Origin of the sequence: Pseudoalteromonas sp. S2755, from assembly GCF_005886535.1 — a bacterium.
Classification (GTDB): domain Bacteria; phylum Pseudomonadota; class Gammaproteobacteria; order Enterobacterales; family Alteromonadaceae; genus Pseudoalteromonas.
In genome coordinates, this window is the sequence record NZ_PNDS01000081.1 from 1 (window position 1) to 18,002 (window position 18,002).

General features: G+C 41.5%; 14 protein-coding genes. 6 read left to right on the top strand and 8 right to left on the bottom strand.

Translation table 11 applies throughout. The features are described from left to right. Nucleotides 1-55: 55 nt before the first annotated feature. The 8 genes from CWC03_RS14040 to CWC03_RS14075 form a co-directional block, all read right to left on the bottom strand. Entirely contained in the window at nt 56-1,342 is a 1,287-nt protein-coding gene (locus tag CWC03_RS14040) for an O-antigen ligase family protein (RefSeq protein ID WP_138582416.1), read from the bottom strand. Between the two features lie 37 nt (nt 1,343-1,379). After that, nucleotides 1,380-2,771 (bottom strand): GumC family protein, encoded by a 1,392-nt coding sequence (locus tag CWC03_RS14045; protein ID WP_138582417.1) that lies wholly within the window; start codon nt 2,769-2,771, stop codon nt 1,380-1,382. An 11-nt stretch (nt 2,772-2,782) separates the two neighbouring features. Continuing rightward, entirely contained in the window at nt 2,783-4,057 is a 1,275-nt protein-coding gene (locus CWC03_RS14050; protein WP_212748154.1) for a polysaccharide biosynthesis/export family protein, read from the bottom strand. Between the two features lie 320 nt (nt 4,058-4,377). After that, a complete protein-coding gene (locus CWC03_RS14055; RefSeq protein ID WP_138582418.1) occupies nt 4,378-5,400 on the bottom strand; it encodes a glycosyltransferase family 2 protein in 1,023 nt (340 codons plus the stop codon). 19 nt (nt 5,401-5,419) lie between these two features. After that, complete coding sequence (locus tag CWC03_RS14060; RefSeq protein ID WP_138582419.1) at nt 5,420-6,652, bottom strand: oligosaccharide flippase family protein; 1,233 nt, start codon at nt 6,650-6,652, stop codon at nt 5,420-5,422. A 204-nt stretch (nt 6,653-6,856) separates the two neighbouring features. Further along, entirely contained in the window at nt 6,857-8,311 is a 1,455-nt protein-coding gene (locus CWC03_RS14065; protein WP_138582420.1) for a sigma-54-dependent transcriptional regulator, read from the bottom strand. Between the two features lie 229 nt (nt 8,312-8,540). Further along, nucleotides 8,541-9,053 carry a hypothetical protein gene (locus tag CWC03_RS14070; protein WP_138582421.1) on the bottom strand — a complete coding sequence of 171 codons (513 nt, stop codon included), beginning with the start codon at nt 9,051-9,053 and terminating at the stop codon, nt 8,541-8,543. A gap of 12 nt (nt 9,054-9,065) precedes the next feature. Continuing rightward, complete coding sequence (locus CWC03_RS14075; RefSeq protein WP_138582422.1) at nt 9,066-10,691, bottom strand: LruC domain-containing protein; 1,626 nt, start codon at nt 10,689-10,691, stop codon at nt 9,066-9,068. A 356-nt stretch (nt 10,692-11,047) separates the two neighbouring features. Between CWC03_RS14075 and CWC03_RS14080 the strand changes: the two genes are divergently transcribed. From CWC03_RS14080 to CWC03_RS14105, 6 genes are all read left to right on the top strand, one after another. Next, entirely contained in the window at nt 11,048-11,785 is a 738-nt protein-coding gene (locus CWC03_RS14080; RefSeq protein WP_138582423.1) for a hypothetical protein, read from the top strand. 181 nt (nt 11,786-11,966) lie between these two features. Continuing rightward, nucleotides 11,967-13,208, top strand: coding sequence for a WecB/TagA/CpsF family glycosyltransferase (locus tag CWC03_RS14085; protein WP_138582424.1), 1,242 nt, complete (start codon nt 11,967-11,969; stop codon nt 13,206-13,208). A 2-nt stretch (nt 13,209-13,210) separates the two neighbouring features. Then, nucleotides 13,211-13,885 carry a sugar transferase gene (locus CWC03_RS14090; protein ID WP_138582425.1) on the top strand — a complete coding sequence of 225 codons (675 nt, stop codon included), beginning with the start codon at nt 13,211-13,213 and terminating at the stop codon, nt 13,883-13,885. A 391-nt stretch (nt 13,886-14,276) separates the two neighbouring features. After that, nucleotides 14,277-15,413, top strand: coding sequence for a polysaccharide pyruvyl transferase family protein (locus tag CWC03_RS14095; RefSeq protein ID WP_138582426.1), 1,137 nt, complete (start codon nt 14,277-14,279; stop codon nt 15,411-15,413). Then, nucleotides 15,373-16,290 carry a glycosyltransferase family 2 protein gene (locus CWC03_RS14100; protein ID WP_171040264.1) on the top strand — a complete coding sequence of 306 codons (918 nt, stop codon included), beginning with the start codon at nt 15,373-15,375 and terminating at the stop codon, nt 16,288-16,290. The genes CWC03_RS14095 and CWC03_RS14100 overlap by 41 nt, the downstream gene beginning before the upstream one ends. Before the next feature lie 285 nt (nt 16,291-16,575). Further along, the gene (locus CWC03_RS14105; protein WP_138582428.1) at nt 16,576-17,967 is read left to right on the top strand and encodes a diguanylate cyclase domain-containing protein; all 1,392 of its coding nucleotides are present in this window, start codon (nt 16,576-16,578) and stop codon (nt 17,965-17,967) included. The last annotated feature ends 35 nt before the right edge of the window (nt 17,968-18,002 follow it).

An 18,002-nucleotide genomic window follows, 5' to 3' on the forward strand; every position in this document is an offset into this window, starting at 1 on the left:
ATAACCCTTGCTTTTTAGCAATGGCTTTTTTATGCCTCGAATTGTAGGTCGAGATTTATCTCGACGAATTGGATTTATCTTTCTCAGAAAACGCAAAGCCAAACCATAGTAGAGCTGGCCAGAATAAATAAGAAAGAATTTCTAAATTTTCGAAAAAACTGTAGCAGATGAATACGGTTAGCAGGCAAAAAGCGATTTGAGAAGTCTTTGAAGTTTGTGCATGCCATAAAAAATAAAGTGCGGAAATGATCATTGGAATCGCAAGCGCAAGCGCCCCGACAATCCCTTTAACAAATAGTAAGCCATACCAGCTATGGTGAGATCCTATAGGCATAAACTCAACCATTTTGGGCCCTCGTTCGACGATCCCATGTCCCCAGATGGGAGCTTCCATCTGCCAGCGTTGAACGGCAATATTAGCGAGAGCTTGCCTAACGCGCGTAGAACCTGGTCTTTGTTGTTTTACGGCTTCATAGGAGTCCATGACTGCATTATAAATTGGTTCTCCCAACAATAACGCAGTCGGAACAATTACTCCGAGGCAAATCAGAATCCAAGGCTCCTTTAATTTATCACTAAAAATAACAAGTGGAAAAAGCATTATGAAAATCGCCATACCTGCTCTAGATTGTGAAAGCAGAAGCATTGCCCAACATCCAGCAATCGCCCACCGGCGTATTTTGGTGTTTTTTTCCTGTAAGCAAAAAACCAAATAAATACATGCCATAAAGCCAGCTGCGGGAGCCCAGGGGGTGAAAAAACGCCACCGTCCAGCTCCTGTTTCCGGGTTAATACCATAAAAACTCACCATAAAAAAACTTTCACCAGGGCCACCGATCACTTTCAATGGAGAGAGAAAAATATCTCCCGGTAGCTTCACTATATAGAAAGCGATAGAAACGATGGCGAAAATAAATGTGTGAATAGCAACAATACAAACACCGCGAATGACCACCTCTTTACGGATCTTCGCTAAGTTGGCGATTAAAGGAAAAATAGCGAGAAGAGCCCAGCCTTTCATCCACCCTATGGAGGATTTTATTGTTTGTGATAAACCTAATGACCACTCACTGTGGGCGATAAGCAAAGCGATTAGCATTACTGCCATAGCGCATACCCAAATCCATACTAGGGGGGCTACAGGAGGATGTTTTCGATTTGTTTGTACGTACATACGCAAGATAATAACTAAAATAATTATCCACCCGATAACAGATCCCATAACGTATAACATGCCTAGCAAGAACATTGGATAAGTAAGTACCAGTCCTGCCCAAACAAGCATTTCTTCCGTGCTGATGAAGTGCTTGCTCTTACCCGGTAGAGCCGTTTTCAATAACATCGGAAGCTCCTTTTGTTGTTATTGGGGGAAGCGTGAGCTATTCCGGTTTTTGTAGAATAGCCGACACGATTTCTCTGCGCTTGTTGACCATTAGCATACCCATTGTTAAGAAGATCATCGCGGCTAAAGCTGCAGCTATTGCTAAGCTTTTTTTGGGGCTACTGGCATTGATAGATACTGATGGTGGCGTCATTAACTGGATGACAGGGTAAGAAGCAAATACATCGGCTTTACTTGCTTCTAAACGCGCAGCTGCTGATGTGAATACTGCTTCCGCTAAGTCAAATTCTCGCTCTAGACGATCAAGCTCCGCAGCTTCTCTGGCATAAACTTTTATTTTCTCACTAAGTATCTGTACTGAATTTTTTAAATCCGCTTGCTTTGCTTCAATGCCTTTTTTTGCAGCAAATGCACCAATTAAATCTGCGAATAGCTGCGCACGGTTAGGATTACTTTCTAAGTCCATTGTCTGAAAAGCATGAGCTGCATGAGGTCCAACTAAACCTTCAGAGCGGATCCGTAAGGCTTGCTTTGATTGTTCGAATCTTGCGAGCTCAGCTTTTACTTTTGGATGTCCTTCGTCCCATCGAGAGCGATACTCACTCAGTTGCGCTGAGGATTCAGTTAGCTCGGATAAGTAGGCCCGAAACTCGCCATCAGATTGCAGCGCAAATGCTTGTCCTGCCATTGAGGGTGAAACACCAAGGTCAACACTAAGTTGAGATACATAATATTCTGAGCGGCCAATTTCAGCGTTCATCATTACAATTTGCTCTTTTAAATTAGCAAGTGTAGCTATGTGTTGAGTTAGTTGATCTGTGGATACCAACAAAGAGCGTTGCTGGAAATCGGTGATATTGTTTCTGGCGATGTTTAGGCGCTCGCGATACTGATCGAGCACTGCTTTTATGCTGTCATCTCTACGTGCGACTTCATCCGCCCTTAAAAACTCGAGCTGGTTTTGGAGCGCATTAAATAGTGCCCACGCTTTTTGCTCTGCGAGTTTAGCTGAGCTGGCGCTGATCTCGACATTGAGAATAGAAGTTTGCTCGGTCAGTCTTACTTTTGGACGACCAAAAGTTTTAATATCTAGTTCTAAAGCAGTAGCTGCACTTTCAAGTAAATTTCTGCTCATTAACATTTCTTTGTAGTTTACTCTTGGGTTATAACCTTTCCCAAATGGCGCGCTAGTTGATGATACGACTTGACCAACGTCATCCAATGAAACATTGCTGTTGGCGCCAGTTCCTGGCAACACCATATCAAAATCGCTGCTGTACTTTGGAGGCAGTTGCAAATAGAAAACCACCATTAATGCGATCACACAGTAGCTTATTAAACAAGTTGCTAGGTAAGGTCGATGAAGAGTTCGGTAAACCATAGCTCTAAAGCGACTATACGAGGTTGTTGTTTGTACATAATTACCCATCACAAACCCTCCTAATTTAGCGCCGAAAATGGAGCGACTAAGTCCAGTAAGGTGCCTGCGATATCTCTCAGGTTTGTGATGTCAGAGTCATAACAGGCAATAGCATCGTTAGGCATGACGTAGGGATTGATCAGATCCCGATAGGGCATTCTCATTAACTGTTCAACGGAGCGCTCTATAACTTGTGTCTGGCCAGTAATTGGATTGTTACTGACCAAAGCAACGCGTCGAGGTGCATTGGTGTACGCCTTGCCACCTACGCAGTTAGCGGAAATAGCGGCTTGTAGAAGACGTGTGCCATAGGGTAAGTTGCTAGAAAATCGCCCGATCGCAGCATTTGAGTTACTCATAGCTGAGTCGATTAGATTAGACATAAAAACCCTAAAGCCCTTTGGCGTTATTTGCGAAGGTCTTACTAAATGAGGTTGGAAACAGCCTGTACTAGGCACTATCACTTGGTCGCCTGCCATTAATGCGTAATCCGTAACAGGCTGTCCGGTGAGAATTCCGCTGAGATCAGCTTCGATTTGCCAACCTTGTCTGATCAGAATAACTTGATCCAGTTTTGCGTCGGGTCGTATGCCTGCAGCGGCTCTTATAGCTTCCGATAATAGACGCTGATTTGAGTAGTCGCCTGACGCATCTATCCGCTCTTCCATTACTTGCTCGGGTAGCGCTGAATTGATGGTGACTCGTCCTGGTTGAAAAACAGCGCCAGAAACAGGTACCTCTATCGCAGCCCAATTAAGCACTTTGACACTTACATCAATAGTGTAGGCTTTGAATATTTTGGCCTTAGTCAATGCTAGCTCTAACTTTTGCGCAAGTTGGTTGCTAGTTAAACCCGAAGCTTTTATCGCCCCTGCAACGGGTAGAAAAATAGAGCCTGTGGTGTCAAGTACGTAGCGGCCATTGAAGCCCTCACCGTACTCCATATGTAATTCAATTAAATCTCCAGGGCTAAGTGGCAAAGAGTGTAATGAGAATGAAGTTGTTACTGCGCCTACCGTTTGTTGTGGTCCCTGCAAAGTCAATGGTTTATCTACTCGGAAGTTTGCTGGGGCTGCGAATTGTTGTAGATCTGTACAGTCAATGTTGGTCGCAAACACTGAGCTGGCCTTTTGGTGTTTGATTGCCTTGCCAGAAGCATTGGGATAGCCATAAAATTGCATGTCCTCATCTTCTAGCTCTATCAATGCAGCGTTATTTGCACATCCTAACAATGCCCCACCCATGACGGATGTAATTAAAACTCTAAGCCATGCTGGTTTATATACATGTTTCATAGTGGGCTCCTTGTGGATTCGGTCACTTACTAGACTGCATTAGTCAGGCCAAGTTGTTTTTTTACACACCATAAGAAAGAGTATAGGTAATGAAAACTATATTAAGCTATGCAAGCACGTGATTTTAAATCAATATAAATCAGTAGGTTGTATATCAATCTGTATTTAACTAATGCTCCAATCATGCTGCTTGAAGTTCAAGTTGATATTCACACTATTGTGCTTAACTTGAGATCTATATTAGTAACTATATGCGGAATTTAGAGATTTGCATTGCAAAATGAAAAAGGCCAGCGACGCTGGCCATAGAGTCGTGGAGGTTAAGCTGTCGTGCGTTTTTGAAGTAGACCTATAGCGCGCATAGTTAGTCGTTCGATAGCAGAGTACAACGTGTTTGGTAAAATACATAACAGTGAGCAACACCAAGTTAATACTGTTCTGCTCGGTTCTTCAGAAAGTATTCTCCAGTTGGTCCATAGGGCTTGGTGGATTAACTTCAATGCCTGAACCTTGTTTCTTGATTGTAATGCTCTTCGACTCAAATATCTCAACTGATAGGCTTGGGCTAATGAACCAAATTTTTTAAAGAATGAAGGGTGCTTTTGACTATTTTTTTCAATCGCATATTGCCAACTAGCAAATTGCTTAGTTAGATTAGCTGATAATCCAGACGCATTTACTCGATAGAAAGTCAGCGGCTCTTTAATTCCCTCAAATTTCCACTGTGTGTTGAGTGCAATTCGTAGCCATGTCTCGATATCTTCCGACTGCTTTAAGCTCTCATCGAAATACTGACGCCAACTTTTAGTGCCGTCATTGAATGCGATTTGCTCTAATACATCCTTACGAATGACTGGTGCAGAGCCATTTCCAATGGGGTTTCTGCACAATATCGTTTTGGCACTAATATTTTTTAGCGAGGGAAACTGACCAATGCCTAAAAGGGCACTTTGCTCGTCAACGAATAAAGAAGAAGAGTAACTGACACCAAGATCGAAGTCTCGATCTAAATGACGTACGTGCTTTTCAAGCTTTCTATGATCCCAAAAATCGTCAGCATCAAGAAAGGCGATGTATTTTCCCTTTGCAACCCTTATACCTGTATTTCTAGCGCCTGATAAGCCTCTGTTTTGTTGGCGTACTATCTGAATACGCGAGTCTTTGTAGTCTTTTAAGTAGTTTAACGTATTGTCAGTACAGCCATCATCGACGCAAATAACCTCAAAGTTCTTGAATGTCTGATTTAAAACAGAGCAAATACACTCGTCAATGTACTTTTCAACATTGAACATAGGAATGATAACGCTTACTTTTGGGCATGCTTTCTTTTTTGAACTTTTCATAGAAATCTCCGGTAAGGTTTTAAGCTGGGTTAGGCTGTAGATATCTTGATGTGATATCAGCTAAAGGAAATAGTAACCAAACTACACTGCCAGTTAACAAGGTTGCAGCAAGTTGAGTGGGTGAATTGGGCATGACAATCGCAATACTAAGTAGTGACACGAATAGTGAGTATCCACAACAGTGGCAATCTCGTTTGTATTGTGCTTCGCTTCTTAAAAATGTGGTGTAGGTATCGACCCATACTGAGCTTACAGCAACAAGACACAGTAACGATGTGGTATCAAAACTACTTTGCCATTGTGATGAAAATAAAATTGGTACATATACAGGTACAGCTAATGCTTGAAGCATGAATATGGACGACACTGCAAATGTTGTAATAAAAATAATCTTGTGGCTGTTACTATTTTTCAGTGTGCGGCGACATATTATTGGGTACAGTGCACTGGTGTATGCTTGACTTATAGACATAGCCAGTCCGATCCCTGCGCTCTTTGCAAAGCTGTAGATCCCAAATAGCTCTGGTGTTAATAGCCGTGCAGCGATAAAGGTATCCATATTTATTCTCAATGACCGCAAAATCTCACTGATAGCGAGTTGTGATGAAGACTTAAGTAACAAACAAAACGTATCTTTGTGATAACTCAATTTGTGCGAGACGCTTGGTACCAGAGAAAAACAAATAAACCACAGTAGGGCAAAACACCATTTGGCTATAACAATAGCCATCATATGCGCATCAAAGTACAGTGCGATCGCGATAGTAATGTTTTCGACGATAATGCAAATGCTACTTATCAAGCTGAATAAGCCCATTCTGTTACTACGTTGCAAAAGAAAAACACGTGTGCTTACTGCTGGAAAAGCAAGATAGGTGAGTGCCATTAAGGCAACCAAAGCAAAAATGTCGTGCTCCGGAAAGACCCATTGCGCACTCCATCCTATTACGATTTGAATAAGGCACAGGAAGCTGCAAATTAGCCACTGTATTAACAAGCCATTTCCTAGGAATAAAGGTAGTGCTTCATCGGAAGCGCGAATGATCTGAACGCCAGCGCCAGACCTAAGAAGTAAACGAAGTACCTCATGAATGGTTAGCGCTAACATCACTGCACCATACTCAGTGGGGGTGAAATAAACCGCCATTGCCATAATACTAAAAAGCCGAGAACCTTTAGCAACGATTTCAGCACCAACCAAATACGAGGTGTTGGATACGAGTATGGTTGATGTACTTGTTTGGTTGCTCATAACTGTCAGCCTTTAGAAATGATATTTATACAGTTCCAAGAAGCATGCCAAACAGAGGCTAAATAATGTTTTTATTTATGGTTATGATTTTTATGGCTTTTTTATTTTTTCCTAAGCGTGATAAAGCCTGCTGGAGAGCAAATTGCACTTTGCAAATTCGATATTTTGCAAAGTGCAATTCATTTTACATATACAGAATTAGCGCTATGAAGTCGCTTCTGACCATTGTTGGATCTTTCTATATAAGGTGGAAGGGCTGACTTCCAGTAGACTCGCTGCTTTTACTACATTGTCATCACATACGAGCAATGCCTGCTCTATGGCAACACGCTCTACCTCAGCCAGTGGTGCAACTTTTTTATCATCTCGTTGCTTTATGTGAGTCAGTTGGTCTTGAGGAGCTTTTGTGACCTGTTTAGGCTGCTCTTCACCTTTAGGTTTTACTGGAATTGATAAATCAGAGGGTAGGTGGGCCTGAATAACATCATAATCAATCAATGGACCGTCAGACATCACGACAATACTATGTATAAAGTTTTCGAGTTGGCGCACATTGCCTGGCCAATCAAATTGTAGAATAAGCTGTTCTGCGCTATCGGAAAACCCGACAAAAATTTTATTTTCTAGCTCACTAAACTGTTGTAAAAAATGCTTAGCCAACAACAGTACATCTCTACCTCTATCATGTAAGGGGGGCATATCAATAGAGATAACATTTAACCGATAGAATAAATCCTCACGCAGGTAATTATCAGCAATCGCTTGATGCGGATCTCGGTTGGTGGCGCACACAAACCTAACGTCCACTTTTTCCGTTTTTGCACTTCCGACTTTTTGAAAAGTACCAGTTTGAACAAACCTTAAAATTTTGGCTTGTAGGGCAATATCCATCTCGCCTAACTCGTCTAGAAATAAAGTGCCACCATCGGCTTCGGACGCTGCGCCTTCTCGATTTGCTATCGCCCCTGAAAAAGCTCCCTTGATATGACCAAAGATTTCTGACTCCATCAGATCTTTCGGTATAGCGGCACAATTCAAACAAATAAAAGGTTTACTGCTCCGCTCGCTGGAATTATGGATTGCCTCTGCTGCCAACTCTTTGCCAGTACCACTTGAGCCTGTGATAAATACATTTGCTCTGCTAGGGCCTGCTTTTTCTATCGCTCTATAGACAGTTTGCATTGCGACTGAATCCCCGACAAAGCGATAAAACTTAGCTCGGTACTCATTTTTATAGCGCGCTAAACTTGAGCGCAACATGTTTCTTTCGGCGATTAGCATCTTAGTTTGCAGCGCCTGTTCTATGGTTAATTTGATGCTGTCTATTTCAAATGGCTTTTGCAAATAACCCCAAACTTTTCCCTGATTGATTGCATGAATTAAGCCCTCTAAGTCTGTGAAGGCAGTCAGCATGATCCGCAGTGTATCGGGATACTGCTCGGCGACTTCTCCGAGAAACTCGATCCCTGACATATTGGGCATCATTTTATCTGAGATAACCACATCTATAGGATGCTCTTTTAGCAGCTCAAGACCTTCCTCACCGCTATTCGCAGTGAGAACGTGATAGGGCTCATTTTTCAGTGCTCGAACTAAAGAGCGGAGAATGAGAGGTTCATCATCGACAAATAGTAGAGTCACATTATGCAATGTTTCCATTTTTCCTTTACGACCTTAAATTTCCCATAACTTATATATAGCAGCTCTAAGCCCAGCAAATCAAAAGTAAGTGCTGTTTATTTGTACTTTATTTTGATTTGCTAAGCTGAAATTGAAAAAAGCTACCTATAGGATTATAGATAGCTGTGGGGGAAACCAATAAGAGTAGAGTTGCAAAGTGCTATTGGGCCTGAGCTTCCGATAATTAATTCCTTATCCAAACCTCAGGTTAGTTAAACTGATGGGTTACATTGACCCCGGTTTCAATCGGCACTATTAAATGGTTTTCTTCTAACATCCCGTCAACACTGATCAGTAGGGTTTTAAAGTGCGATGGGATATCTAAGTCTAGCCCTAATTGCCCTGAAGTATCGAACCGAGTCGTCGCGAGTAGTGACTTTTGCGTGTTGGCTTGTTCGTTGTACTGGCTTATTTGGTCTTTTAATGCATAGACCTTCACGGCTTTTGATGCTAACGAAGCTCCGAACACATCATTTCCGCTTAGGTCAAGCTTAACAATACTACTCGTCTTAAAGGTAAACTCAGGTTTGACATGTAACTGCTTTGATGTCGCGGCCGTTGAACTAAGTAGTACTGGATCAGGTTCAAAGCTGTTAGTTACCACCTTTGAGGTATGTTTGGTCATTTCGTTTGTGTCGGCTTCACGCTCACTTTGGCCACATCCCAACAAGGCTACGCTCAGTAATGTGATTAATATTGAATATTGATTATATGTATTCATAATTGCCTCCGGTTATTGTTCGCTGTATGTATGCGTTGTTCTTTCATTGGTGAGATACCAGTCTTGCGCTTCTTCACCGTTACTTTCTACCCACTTTTCATAATCAGGATAAGCCCATACGACGTCGATATACTCTCTTGGATAATTCCAATCTTCACCTATCATTAGTGCCCAAGAGAGGTTATCTGCAGTCCTGAAATAACGGCCATTCTGTGCATCCGATGTATCATCTTTTTTACCAAGTCGACTGTCATCGAACAGATCCGTTGGTGGGTAATCCGCCATGTGCACCTCAAGAGAGCGGTCCCATGTGCGGAAAAGGAAAAAGTCAAAGTCCGCCACTGTCAAAGTTGGAATGCTGTACTCAAACTTGACATCTAGAGTAAAAGGCACCGGGGCGAAATAGTCGCAGTTCGTCACTGTGTTGAAATGTGAACAACTACCTGCTTGGCCTGTTGTGGTAAACGCTTGGGTGTTACGCCATAGCGTGATTACGGCATTGGTTTGATATTCTTCAGCCTGCTTTTCATAGCTTTTGTCGTTGATTTTGATACTCGCATCACCAATCAAGCCAGGTTCGCTATCCATAATTCTGAGGCCAAAGCCGTTATTATTTGCCGCACCTCGTGCCGTGATAAAACCATTTAAAACAAAACCGCTGACTTGGTTATTGTTGTCGAACGTAATTCTGATCCGCTGCTTTACTACTAAATCGTTGAGATCATGGTCACCGCGATAAGGCCAGTTGTCTTCAAAAGCAAAGGTTGCTACCCCATCTTGTGAAGGGAAGTATTGACTGCTCACCCGGGTATGATCATTTGGAAACTCGTCCTGGTCGTCGGGTACGCCATCAGCATCGCTATCATCTGATTCAGGCATTGTGTTTAAATTTGAGGCTGAAATGGCGGTTTCTGGTGAACTTTTAACGCTGAACAGGGCATCGTTGAAATCATTATCTCCCCAAGTTCGTGGTAAGTCTTCAAATCCGATCACCACTTCATTTTGCTCTTCGTCGTGGAGTAATACACAGTGCTGTTTGAGTGATTCATCAGATTCTGGATTGAGATGAGACAATGAGTAGTAATAGGGAACTTTGAAGGGCTTAACCCCTGTGTAGTACCAAAATCCATTAGCTGCAATAAAGAAGCCGATACTAGTTCCAGCTGGGAACTCTCCAATGCTCACACGATGCCCGTTAGTTAAGTGGGGGTAGCTCAAATTTGGAAAAACAATCTTCTCTTGCACTTCTTCTGGTGTTTGAGGAGGGTTTTCGGGATCGAACGTAAAGTAACCAAAAGAGTTTTTATAACCCGCACCCTCATGGATAAATGTGATGAAGACCTCTGCATCCTCAGTCAAGTGTATTGTTGAGCCTTGATCTCCGGTTATAAACGCTTCGTTCACTCGACTTTCTGGTAGAGCGTTTGCGATCCGTTTAAAAAATTCAGGCGTATATTCCCCTCTGGCGTATGTTAGTTGGTCAGGTTTTCCTGTCGCTTGATTGTAACCCAGAGGCCAAGGTTGGCCAGAGTTGAATTGCCAAACATAGTTTGAACCCAGCTTTTCAACTGCCAATGCGTTAGAGACTATGGCGCTTAGCGCAAAAAATGAGCATGTTAACTTTGAAATGTTTTTCATGGTTGCCTCCAAGGGCTGAAGTTCGGTTGAAATACTTTAGTCAGTTTCTATGCCAACTTTATAAATCATTATTTATCATTGGTTTATAATTTATCTTGGGGAAGGAGCCGACGTTTTTTGCATTTTGCAGTGCAGTCTGACTTGCAGATTGATGATATATTTAAAATAAGTGGTTAAAGCGCTCAGTTTATCGCTCTAAAGAAAAGAAACTTTGTGAGTGAGGAGGAGTGCGAACTTTTGTTTTTAATAAAAATCATATGGTTATAGTTTTTATTTTAGCTTGGTGTTGCTAAGGCTTAATTGCTGGAGCGGTATTTGCACTGCATTTTACAATAAAGCAATAAACAGGAGGCTTTATGACAAGCAAAAATAATACACTTATATTCAGCATAGCGCTGAACGGGTACCAAATTAGATATCGCCGTCACCTTGAAAGTCAGCGCAGATATGCAGAAAAAATGGGGTACGAATATATCGTAGTTGAAAAACCGTGGGTGACAAATCTTGGTGCTGAATGTTGTTGGCTCAAGTTGTACTTATTACGCGCAGCATTGATGGGCGGGTACCAATATGTTTTGTTTGTTGACGCCGACGCCTACATTCAAAATGCTTGTCCTGAGCTTATAAGCCTGGTAAAGCCAGATAAATTTTTGTTTATGGCGAATGGATATAGTGGCAAGCTAAACTCCGGGGTGATGTTAATGAAATCATGTTCTGAGTCTATTGCGTGGCTAGATCAAATCATCAACGCAATCCATGAACCTGTTTCAGACATAGATACCGTGGGCTGGGGAGAAAACGGCCATGTAATTCACTTTGCAAAAGGCTGTGATGGGTTAGAAGTTATTAATGAAAAGTGGAATAACACAAGAAGTGAACAGTGTGAAGATTATATAAGACATTTTAATTATGGCCCAATGAAAAGTTCTTTCCTCGATATCCTCTTTCATCGAATTGTTTTTAAATTTTCAAAATTAATGCTGCGTTGTAATTTAAATAAAAAGTCTGAGATGGCTAAAAAATTGAAAAAGGTACAAGAGCGAATCCCAATATTGTTTAACAGAGTAATTTCAGAATATAAAGTTTTTTCATGAGACCTTTAGGTCTTTTTTTATTTTTAATCTTTTCTAAATTCATTTTCTAATTCGGAATTTACTTTGCATTTTGCGACTGTTAACTTCATTTTATTCTCATATTTTCAACTAAAACAATGATTTGCATTTTTGGCACGGTAGTAGCAAAAGCTAGGTAAGGAAACTGGAGTCGAGGTGATTTATGAGAGAGTCAAATTTTGAGCAGAAAATATCAAATGCAGCAGTATCAAGATATACATCGCTACTTATCGCGGCTATTTTTTTGATTTTATTACTGCCAATCTACAGCGTAAATTTTTTACTTTCAATACTGCTGCTGAAGGCTCCGATAGAGAAAAAATCTTGGATTGATATCAGTGGATGTAGAGTCGAGTTATACCAGTGGAAAAAAGGTTTTTTTGTTGATAGCGCAGTGTTGTTCAATGTTTTAAAAGGAGAGATTGGTTTCGTTGGAAATCCACTGGTGCGAGATAACATATCTATACCAAAAATCGACAACTTCAAATCGCCATTTCCTCAACCAGGGTTATTTGACTACCTTCAACTTCATAGCCTAACAGGCTTAAAGGTGGAAGACCCAAAATCACTGCTTCAAAAGCAAGCACAGCAAGGGTGGCAAGCTGATCTGACCATGGTTGTAAGAATTTTCTTCTGCCGTTTATTTTATTCGAGTAAAGCAAAGCAGTGCGATGCTCGCTCAGTTTTTGGTATTCAGTTTAGTAACTGCCAGATGGAAGAGGCTGTAACTTGGGTGCTTAGCGCTTCGAATTTACAGGTCTGTCGAAGCGCTTATTTTATTAACGCAAACTCTATCAATCTTGCCGCCGATGATGATGCATTATTTTCTGTACTAAGAAAAAGTAACCGGAATTTCATTGATGGTTCAGGCATGCGTTTAGCGGTGAAAAAGGTTGGTGTTCAACTCGCTGACAACTGCAACGGCACTGATATGTTACCTATCCTTTGTGAGCAGATGGAGAAATCTGGGCAGTCGCTATTTCTATTAGGTGCTAAGCCTGGCGTTGCAAACAAAGCAGCGAAACTCTTGATGCAGTCCTATCCCAAACTAAAAGTGGCGGGGGCACATCATGGTTATTTTAGTGATGACGACGCGGTAATTAAGCAAATTAATGAGAGTCAAGCTGACATTGTGCTAGTTGCATTAGGATCACCACGACAAGAGCTCTGGATTGACCAAAACAAACATAAAATAAATGCCAATTGTGCGTTAGCTGTTGGTGGGCTTTTCGATTTTTTCTCGGGTAACGTGCCAAGAGCACCACTTTGGATGCGTGAAATAGGTCTGGAGTGGGTTTGGCGTTTGATACAAGAACCCAAAACTAAGTTCCATCGCTACGTTATCGGTAACCCTACCTTTTTATTCCGAGTTTACATTCTTAATCAAGCATTGAGAGGGCTTTAATCATGAACACTACTAAAAAATTATCTAGTAACATGACATTTGCAGCAACACCTTCAAGTGATAACCCTGACGGTCGTCATCATGGACTCCCTGTTATGCTTCAAAGGCTTCTCGCTGGTGTTGGTCTCCTTATTATATCTCCTCTATTACTGTTGGTAATGATGCTTATTAAGATCGAAAGTAAAGGACCTTGTGTTTATAAACAGGTTAGAGTTGGAAAATTAGGGCGCCGTTTTACAATGTATAAATTTCGCTCTATGTACACTGCCGATGATCCTAAATTCAGTGCGCCAGACCCAAGTGAAAGTAACAGAGAAGGCGTATGCGCTAAGTTTCGTAATGATCCTAGGATCACGATTGTGGGACGCTTTATTCGCAAATATTCAATTGATGAGTTACCTCAGCTTTTCAATGTTGTTTGTGGTGATATGCTTTTGATCGGACCTCGGCCAGCCCTTGAGAAAGAGGTGAATGCTTATCAGGTAAATGAGCTTGGACGATTGAACTGTGAACAAGGACTAACTGGTTTATGGCAAGTAACTGGGCGCGCTGACACGACATTTCAACAACAAGTTATGTTAGACAAGCTTTACATAGAAAACCAGAGCCTTTCGCAAGATATTAAAATTATTCTCAAAACAGTCCCTTGTGTTTTGGGCGCTAGAGGGGCTTATTAATATCAATCCACTTTGATATGTAATTGTTTAGAGGGAGTAAGACTCGCGACAGCGCTGCTACAAGTTTCTTTCTTAGAACAAGCAAGTAGCAAAAATTTTTCCTTGTTGTCGCCGAGACTCTCTTGACTCTAACTTGTCAGAATCGTGGCTACTTAATGTGTCGGCTGGTGTAAAACAACGGCTCTACTTACCTCACTACATATATCAGCAAAAACGTTAAAGTTAAACTGGGTTGCTCTGAAAAGCACCCAGTTTTCATTTTAATATGCGATGCAATCTGCGAATAAGTTGAAGTGATAAAATAATATTTGTTTTAAATCAATAACTTAAACTTTGGCATGTTAACTGCTGTAGTAAACACATCTTTTTATTTAAGTGGAAGCTACACAATATGATTAATCACTTTGACGCATACTTGGTTGGTTATTACGGCATGAGGAACAGTGGCGATGATGCACTCATGCAAGCGACTATTTTGGGCGCCAAGACGTTTTTAGGTAGTACAAATGTTGCAGTAAATGCTCCCATCGAAAACCCAATTTTGAAAGAGCTTGGCTGTACCGGGCAAACCTTAAGTCAGTTTCGTGGGCATCAGCGTATCAAACATTATCAGCGTGCGTTGCAATCAAAAGCAGTTATATTTGGCGGTGGTTCAGTGCTCCATAGTAGTCGAGACATTGCGCAAAAGCGCCATATGCTTGCTTTAGCTGGAGCGAGAAACTCGATGGCTTTGGGTGTTGGCATAGAGGGGTTTCGTGATATTCGCGCTGAAAAGCAATGTAAAAAGTTATTAAATGAGTGCGGGCTAATTACAGTCAGAGATAAGCAAAGCTTTGAGATCGCAACAGCTTTAGCGCCCCAAGCTAACATCAGACAAACGTTTGACCTTGCTCCCTCATTGCTACATCACTTTAGCGGCAAATTCAGTCCAGTGGCCAGACAAGGTATTGCTTTTAACTTTTGCCCCAAAGTGATTAATCCTTTTGGTGAGGTCAATACACATGCTGAGGAGCAAAGAGTTGAAAAAGCTGCAAAGCTAATTACAGCAATTTGGGAGAGTACGAAAGAGAAAGTTTATCTAATCGAGCTTAACGATCAGCCACTTATTAGCGATAAGCTCGTACATGACAAAATTGTTTCCGCATTGCCCAGTTGGGTTGAAGTACAGCGGATCAGTTATGTCGCCAACCCCTTTGCAATGTTGAAATGCATGTCGATGTTTAAGGCCATTGTTGGAATGCGTTTGCACGCACTTATTTATGCCTACATGATGGAGACTCCTTATCTTAGTCTCGAGTATCACAATAAGTGTGCTCAGTGGTGCCTTGAAACTGCAACGAGTACTGATAATCGCTTTGATGCTGACAATTTTAGTGTTGCCGATGTTCATAACCGCATTACCAACGGGTTAAGGTATGGTTTCACCCAACCTAAGCTACCTCTTCAACAAGCCGTTTCTTTATCAATTTCTAACTGGAGTGAAACTCATGAGCAAAGTACAGTTCTCCGTAATTATTCCGCTATATAACAAAAGTGACTGCATTGAGCGTGCGCTTAAGAGCGTAGTATCCCAAAAGTTTCAAGCAGCTGAGATAATCGTTGTTGATGATGGGTCTACAGATGACAGTGTGGACAAGGTGAACGCACTGAATTTAGAGAATTTACGTGTCATTCAACAAGCTAATCAAGGGGTGTCTAGCGCAAGAAACAATGGTGTTAAACACGCTAAAAGTGACTATGTTGCGTTTCTAGATGCAGACGATGAGTGGTCGCCATTTTTCTTAACCAAGGTTAGCCAGTTGATCCAGCGCTTCCCCGAAGGTGGTCTTTATGCGACTCGTTATCAAAAAGTGTTAGATAAGCAGAAATACATTGATGCAAAGATAGCGCTAACCTGCTGGGAGCCAGAAGGTTATATAATGAATAATTATTTTGAAATTGCTGCAAACGGTGATTTGCCTTTTACCGCATCAAGTATTGTTCTAGATAAGCGTATCTTCACTAGTTTAGACGGCTTTCCTGAGGGGGAGTGGATGGGTGAAGACCAAAGTTTGTATGTTCAAGTAGCGTTAAACTCAACAATCGTATATACCCCTGCAATAGAAAGCTTTTACTATATTGGGGTTACTGATAGTGCTTGTGATAAAGCGCCACCAAGCACAATTTGTCCTTTTGCTGAAAGACTGTTTACAGATATCCATATTGGTAAGGTAGCTGATCATTCTGCAAAAATGGCAGAAAAATACATTGGTGCACACTTGTGTGATTTAGCAAAAAGAAACATCAAACACCACAGTTATCGACATGCACTAAGGTTATTAGCACATCCAGCGGCGCGGACTAAATTACTACACTGGGGAATATATAGTTTAATAGCGGGCCCGATGTCTCTAATTTCTAGATAGGGTAGCGTGAGTGTTGAGCAAGTTCATTTTTGACATTCATGCAATGAACTTCTCAGCTTGCCGTACATTAGTAGTCATGAACCCAACTAAGCGCTAGGCATATTAGCTGTCAAAGTAGCACAAAGTGAACTGCGCGAACATGAGGTTTTAGTGTAGCCCAGCAAGGCACCCCTTTTTATGGACTTGACGTAAAATTAGCGATTTTTGAGTTTTTGCCTATGCTTTTGTAACCAATCTGGTTTATTGTAAGACTGTGTGTTCAAACTCTAGCTGGCAAGAGAGGCAATGAAGGTAACCGTAGAAAAGCAAACCATAGTGCTGTTATCGTTGTTTATCATCGTGTTCTGGAGTTTGACTTTCTACGCGGTAAAGCTTATTTCTCATTCTATTGTGGTTCAGGAAGTAAGTGAAAGAATAGAAACTGTTAGGTCTAACATTTCACTCGTCCGCGCCAAAGTTGAAAACGCCATATTTATGGACACCTATCTGGCTGAGAGTTTAGCGACCTTTGTTACTATCGATCCTGACTTTACAATTGAGCATTGGTCTCATGTGGTTGCTAAAGCCGTTGAAAAATCGACACTTATTCGTCATGTTGGTCTTGCACCAAATAATATCATTAGTCATGTCCATCCAGCAGAAGGGAATCGAGCGGCTATCGGTTTTGACTTTCGCACTAACCCTGAACAATTTCGCACCGTTGAAATTGCCAGAACCTCTCAAAAGGTATTTATCGCGGGTCCATTACAGCTAGTGCAGGGCGGTGAAGCTTTGATAGCGAGGTTTCCTGTGTTTTCAGATTATCCGAGGAACGAAAACTACTGGGGTGCCATTAGTGTGGTTCTAGACTATCAGAAACTGCTTGAGTACAGCGGTATTAACGAGTTGGACAGCGCTAATGTAGCGATCCGAGGTCGAGATGGGCTAGGTGAAAAGGGGGATGTCTTTTATGGCAGTGCCACCTTGTTTGGAACACCAGATTTAGTCATTCCAATCAATTTACCGTCTGGTGAATGGCAGCTTGCGGCTGATTATCAAATTGATGAGAGCACTTATGCAAAGGCAAGGCAACAAGCACAGATTTTGGTTACGGCTGTTGCATCGATATTGTTTCTCTCGTTATTAGTACTCTATCGAGCGTATCACTTAGCACATACAGCCTCGCTGCAAGATGATTTAACTAAGTTACCCAACCGTCGCTATGCGATTAGGCAACTCAACACGCTACTTGGTCGTTCAGAGCAACCGTCATTTGTACTGCTTAACTTAGATCTAAATAATTTTAAGCAAGTTAATGATAAGTTTGGTCATGAAGTGGGAGATAAACTGTTACTCCATGTCTCGTCAATTTTGATGAACTCAGTGCGAGTGTACGATTTTATCGCACGTTTAGGGGGGGACGAGTTTGTTATTATTTTGCACAGAGTATCAGAGGACGCTTTGGTTAACTCAATTATAAAAAATATTAAGGAACAGGTTGAAAAGCAACCGCTACAAGTTGATAGACACATTATTCAAATATCGGTGAGTATTGGTTACGCTTTTCCTACAGCAAACCAAGATAGTGTCTCAGGTCTCATGGCGCGAGCCGATCACAGCATGTATTACGATAAAAACCTATCACCACGACAACAAAGAGAAAGTGAGATTTTGGAAACAAATCAGGAAACCCATTAGAACTATACTAAGCTTACAGAGTATCAATTAAGTGA

What these genes read in the sequence shown, in the direction of transcription:
- CWC03_RS14070 (WP_138582421.1), bottom strand. Translation starts at nt 9,053, where the DNA reads ATGAATACATATAATCAATATTCAATATTAATCACATTACTGAGCGTA.
- CWC03_RS14090 (WP_138582425.1), top strand. Translation starts at nt 13,211, where the DNA reads ATGAACACTACTAAAAAATTATCTAGTAACATGACATTTGCAGCAACA.
- CWC03_RS14105 (WP_138582428.1), top strand. Translation starts at nt 16,576, where the DNA reads ATGAAGGTAACCGTAGAAAAGCAAACCATAGTGCTGTTATCGTTGTTT.
- CWC03_RS14045 (WP_138582417.1), bottom strand. Translation starts at nt 2,771, where the DNA reads ATGGGTAATTATGTACAAACAACAACCTCGTATAGTCGCTTTAGAGCT.
- CWC03_RS14085 (WP_138582424.1), top strand. Translation starts at nt 11,967, where the DNA reads ATGAGAGAGTCAAATTTTGAGCAGAAAATATCAAATGCAGCAGTATCA.
- CWC03_RS14060 (WP_138582419.1), bottom strand. Translation starts at nt 6,652, where the DNA reads ATGAGCAACCAAACAAGTACATCAACCATACTCGTATCCAACACCTCG.
- CWC03_RS14080 (WP_138582423.1), top strand. Translation starts at nt 11,048, where the DNA reads ATGACAAGCAAAAATAATACACTTATATTCAGCATAGCGCTGAACGGG.
- CWC03_RS14050 (WP_212748154.1), bottom strand. Translation starts at nt 4,057, where the DNA reads ATGAAACATGTATATAAACCAGCATGGCTTAGAGTTTTAATTACATCC.
- CWC03_RS14095 (WP_138582426.1), top strand. Translation starts at nt 14,277, where the DNA reads ATGATTAATCACTTTGACGCATACTTGGTTGGTTATTACGGCATGAGG.
- CWC03_RS14055 (WP_138582418.1), bottom strand. Translation starts at nt 5,400, where the DNA reads ATGAAAAGTTCAAAAAAGAAAGCATGCCCAAAAGTAAGCGTTATCATT.
- CWC03_RS14100 (WP_171040264.1), top strand. Translation starts at nt 15,373, where the DNA reads ATGAGCAAAGTACAGTTCTCCGTAATTATTCCGCTATATAACAAAAGT.
- CWC03_RS14075 (WP_138582422.1), bottom strand. Translation starts at nt 10,691, where the DNA reads ATGAAAAACATTTCAAAGTTAACATGCTCATTTTTTGCGCTAAGCGCC.
- CWC03_RS14065 (WP_138582420.1), bottom strand. Translation starts at nt 8,311, where the DNA reads ATGGAAACATTGCATAATGTGACTCTACTATTTGTCGATGATGAACCT.
- CWC03_RS14040 (WP_138582416.1), bottom strand. Translation starts at nt 1,342, where the DNA reads ATGTTATTGAAAACGGCTCTACCGGGTAAGAGCAAGCACTTCATCAGC.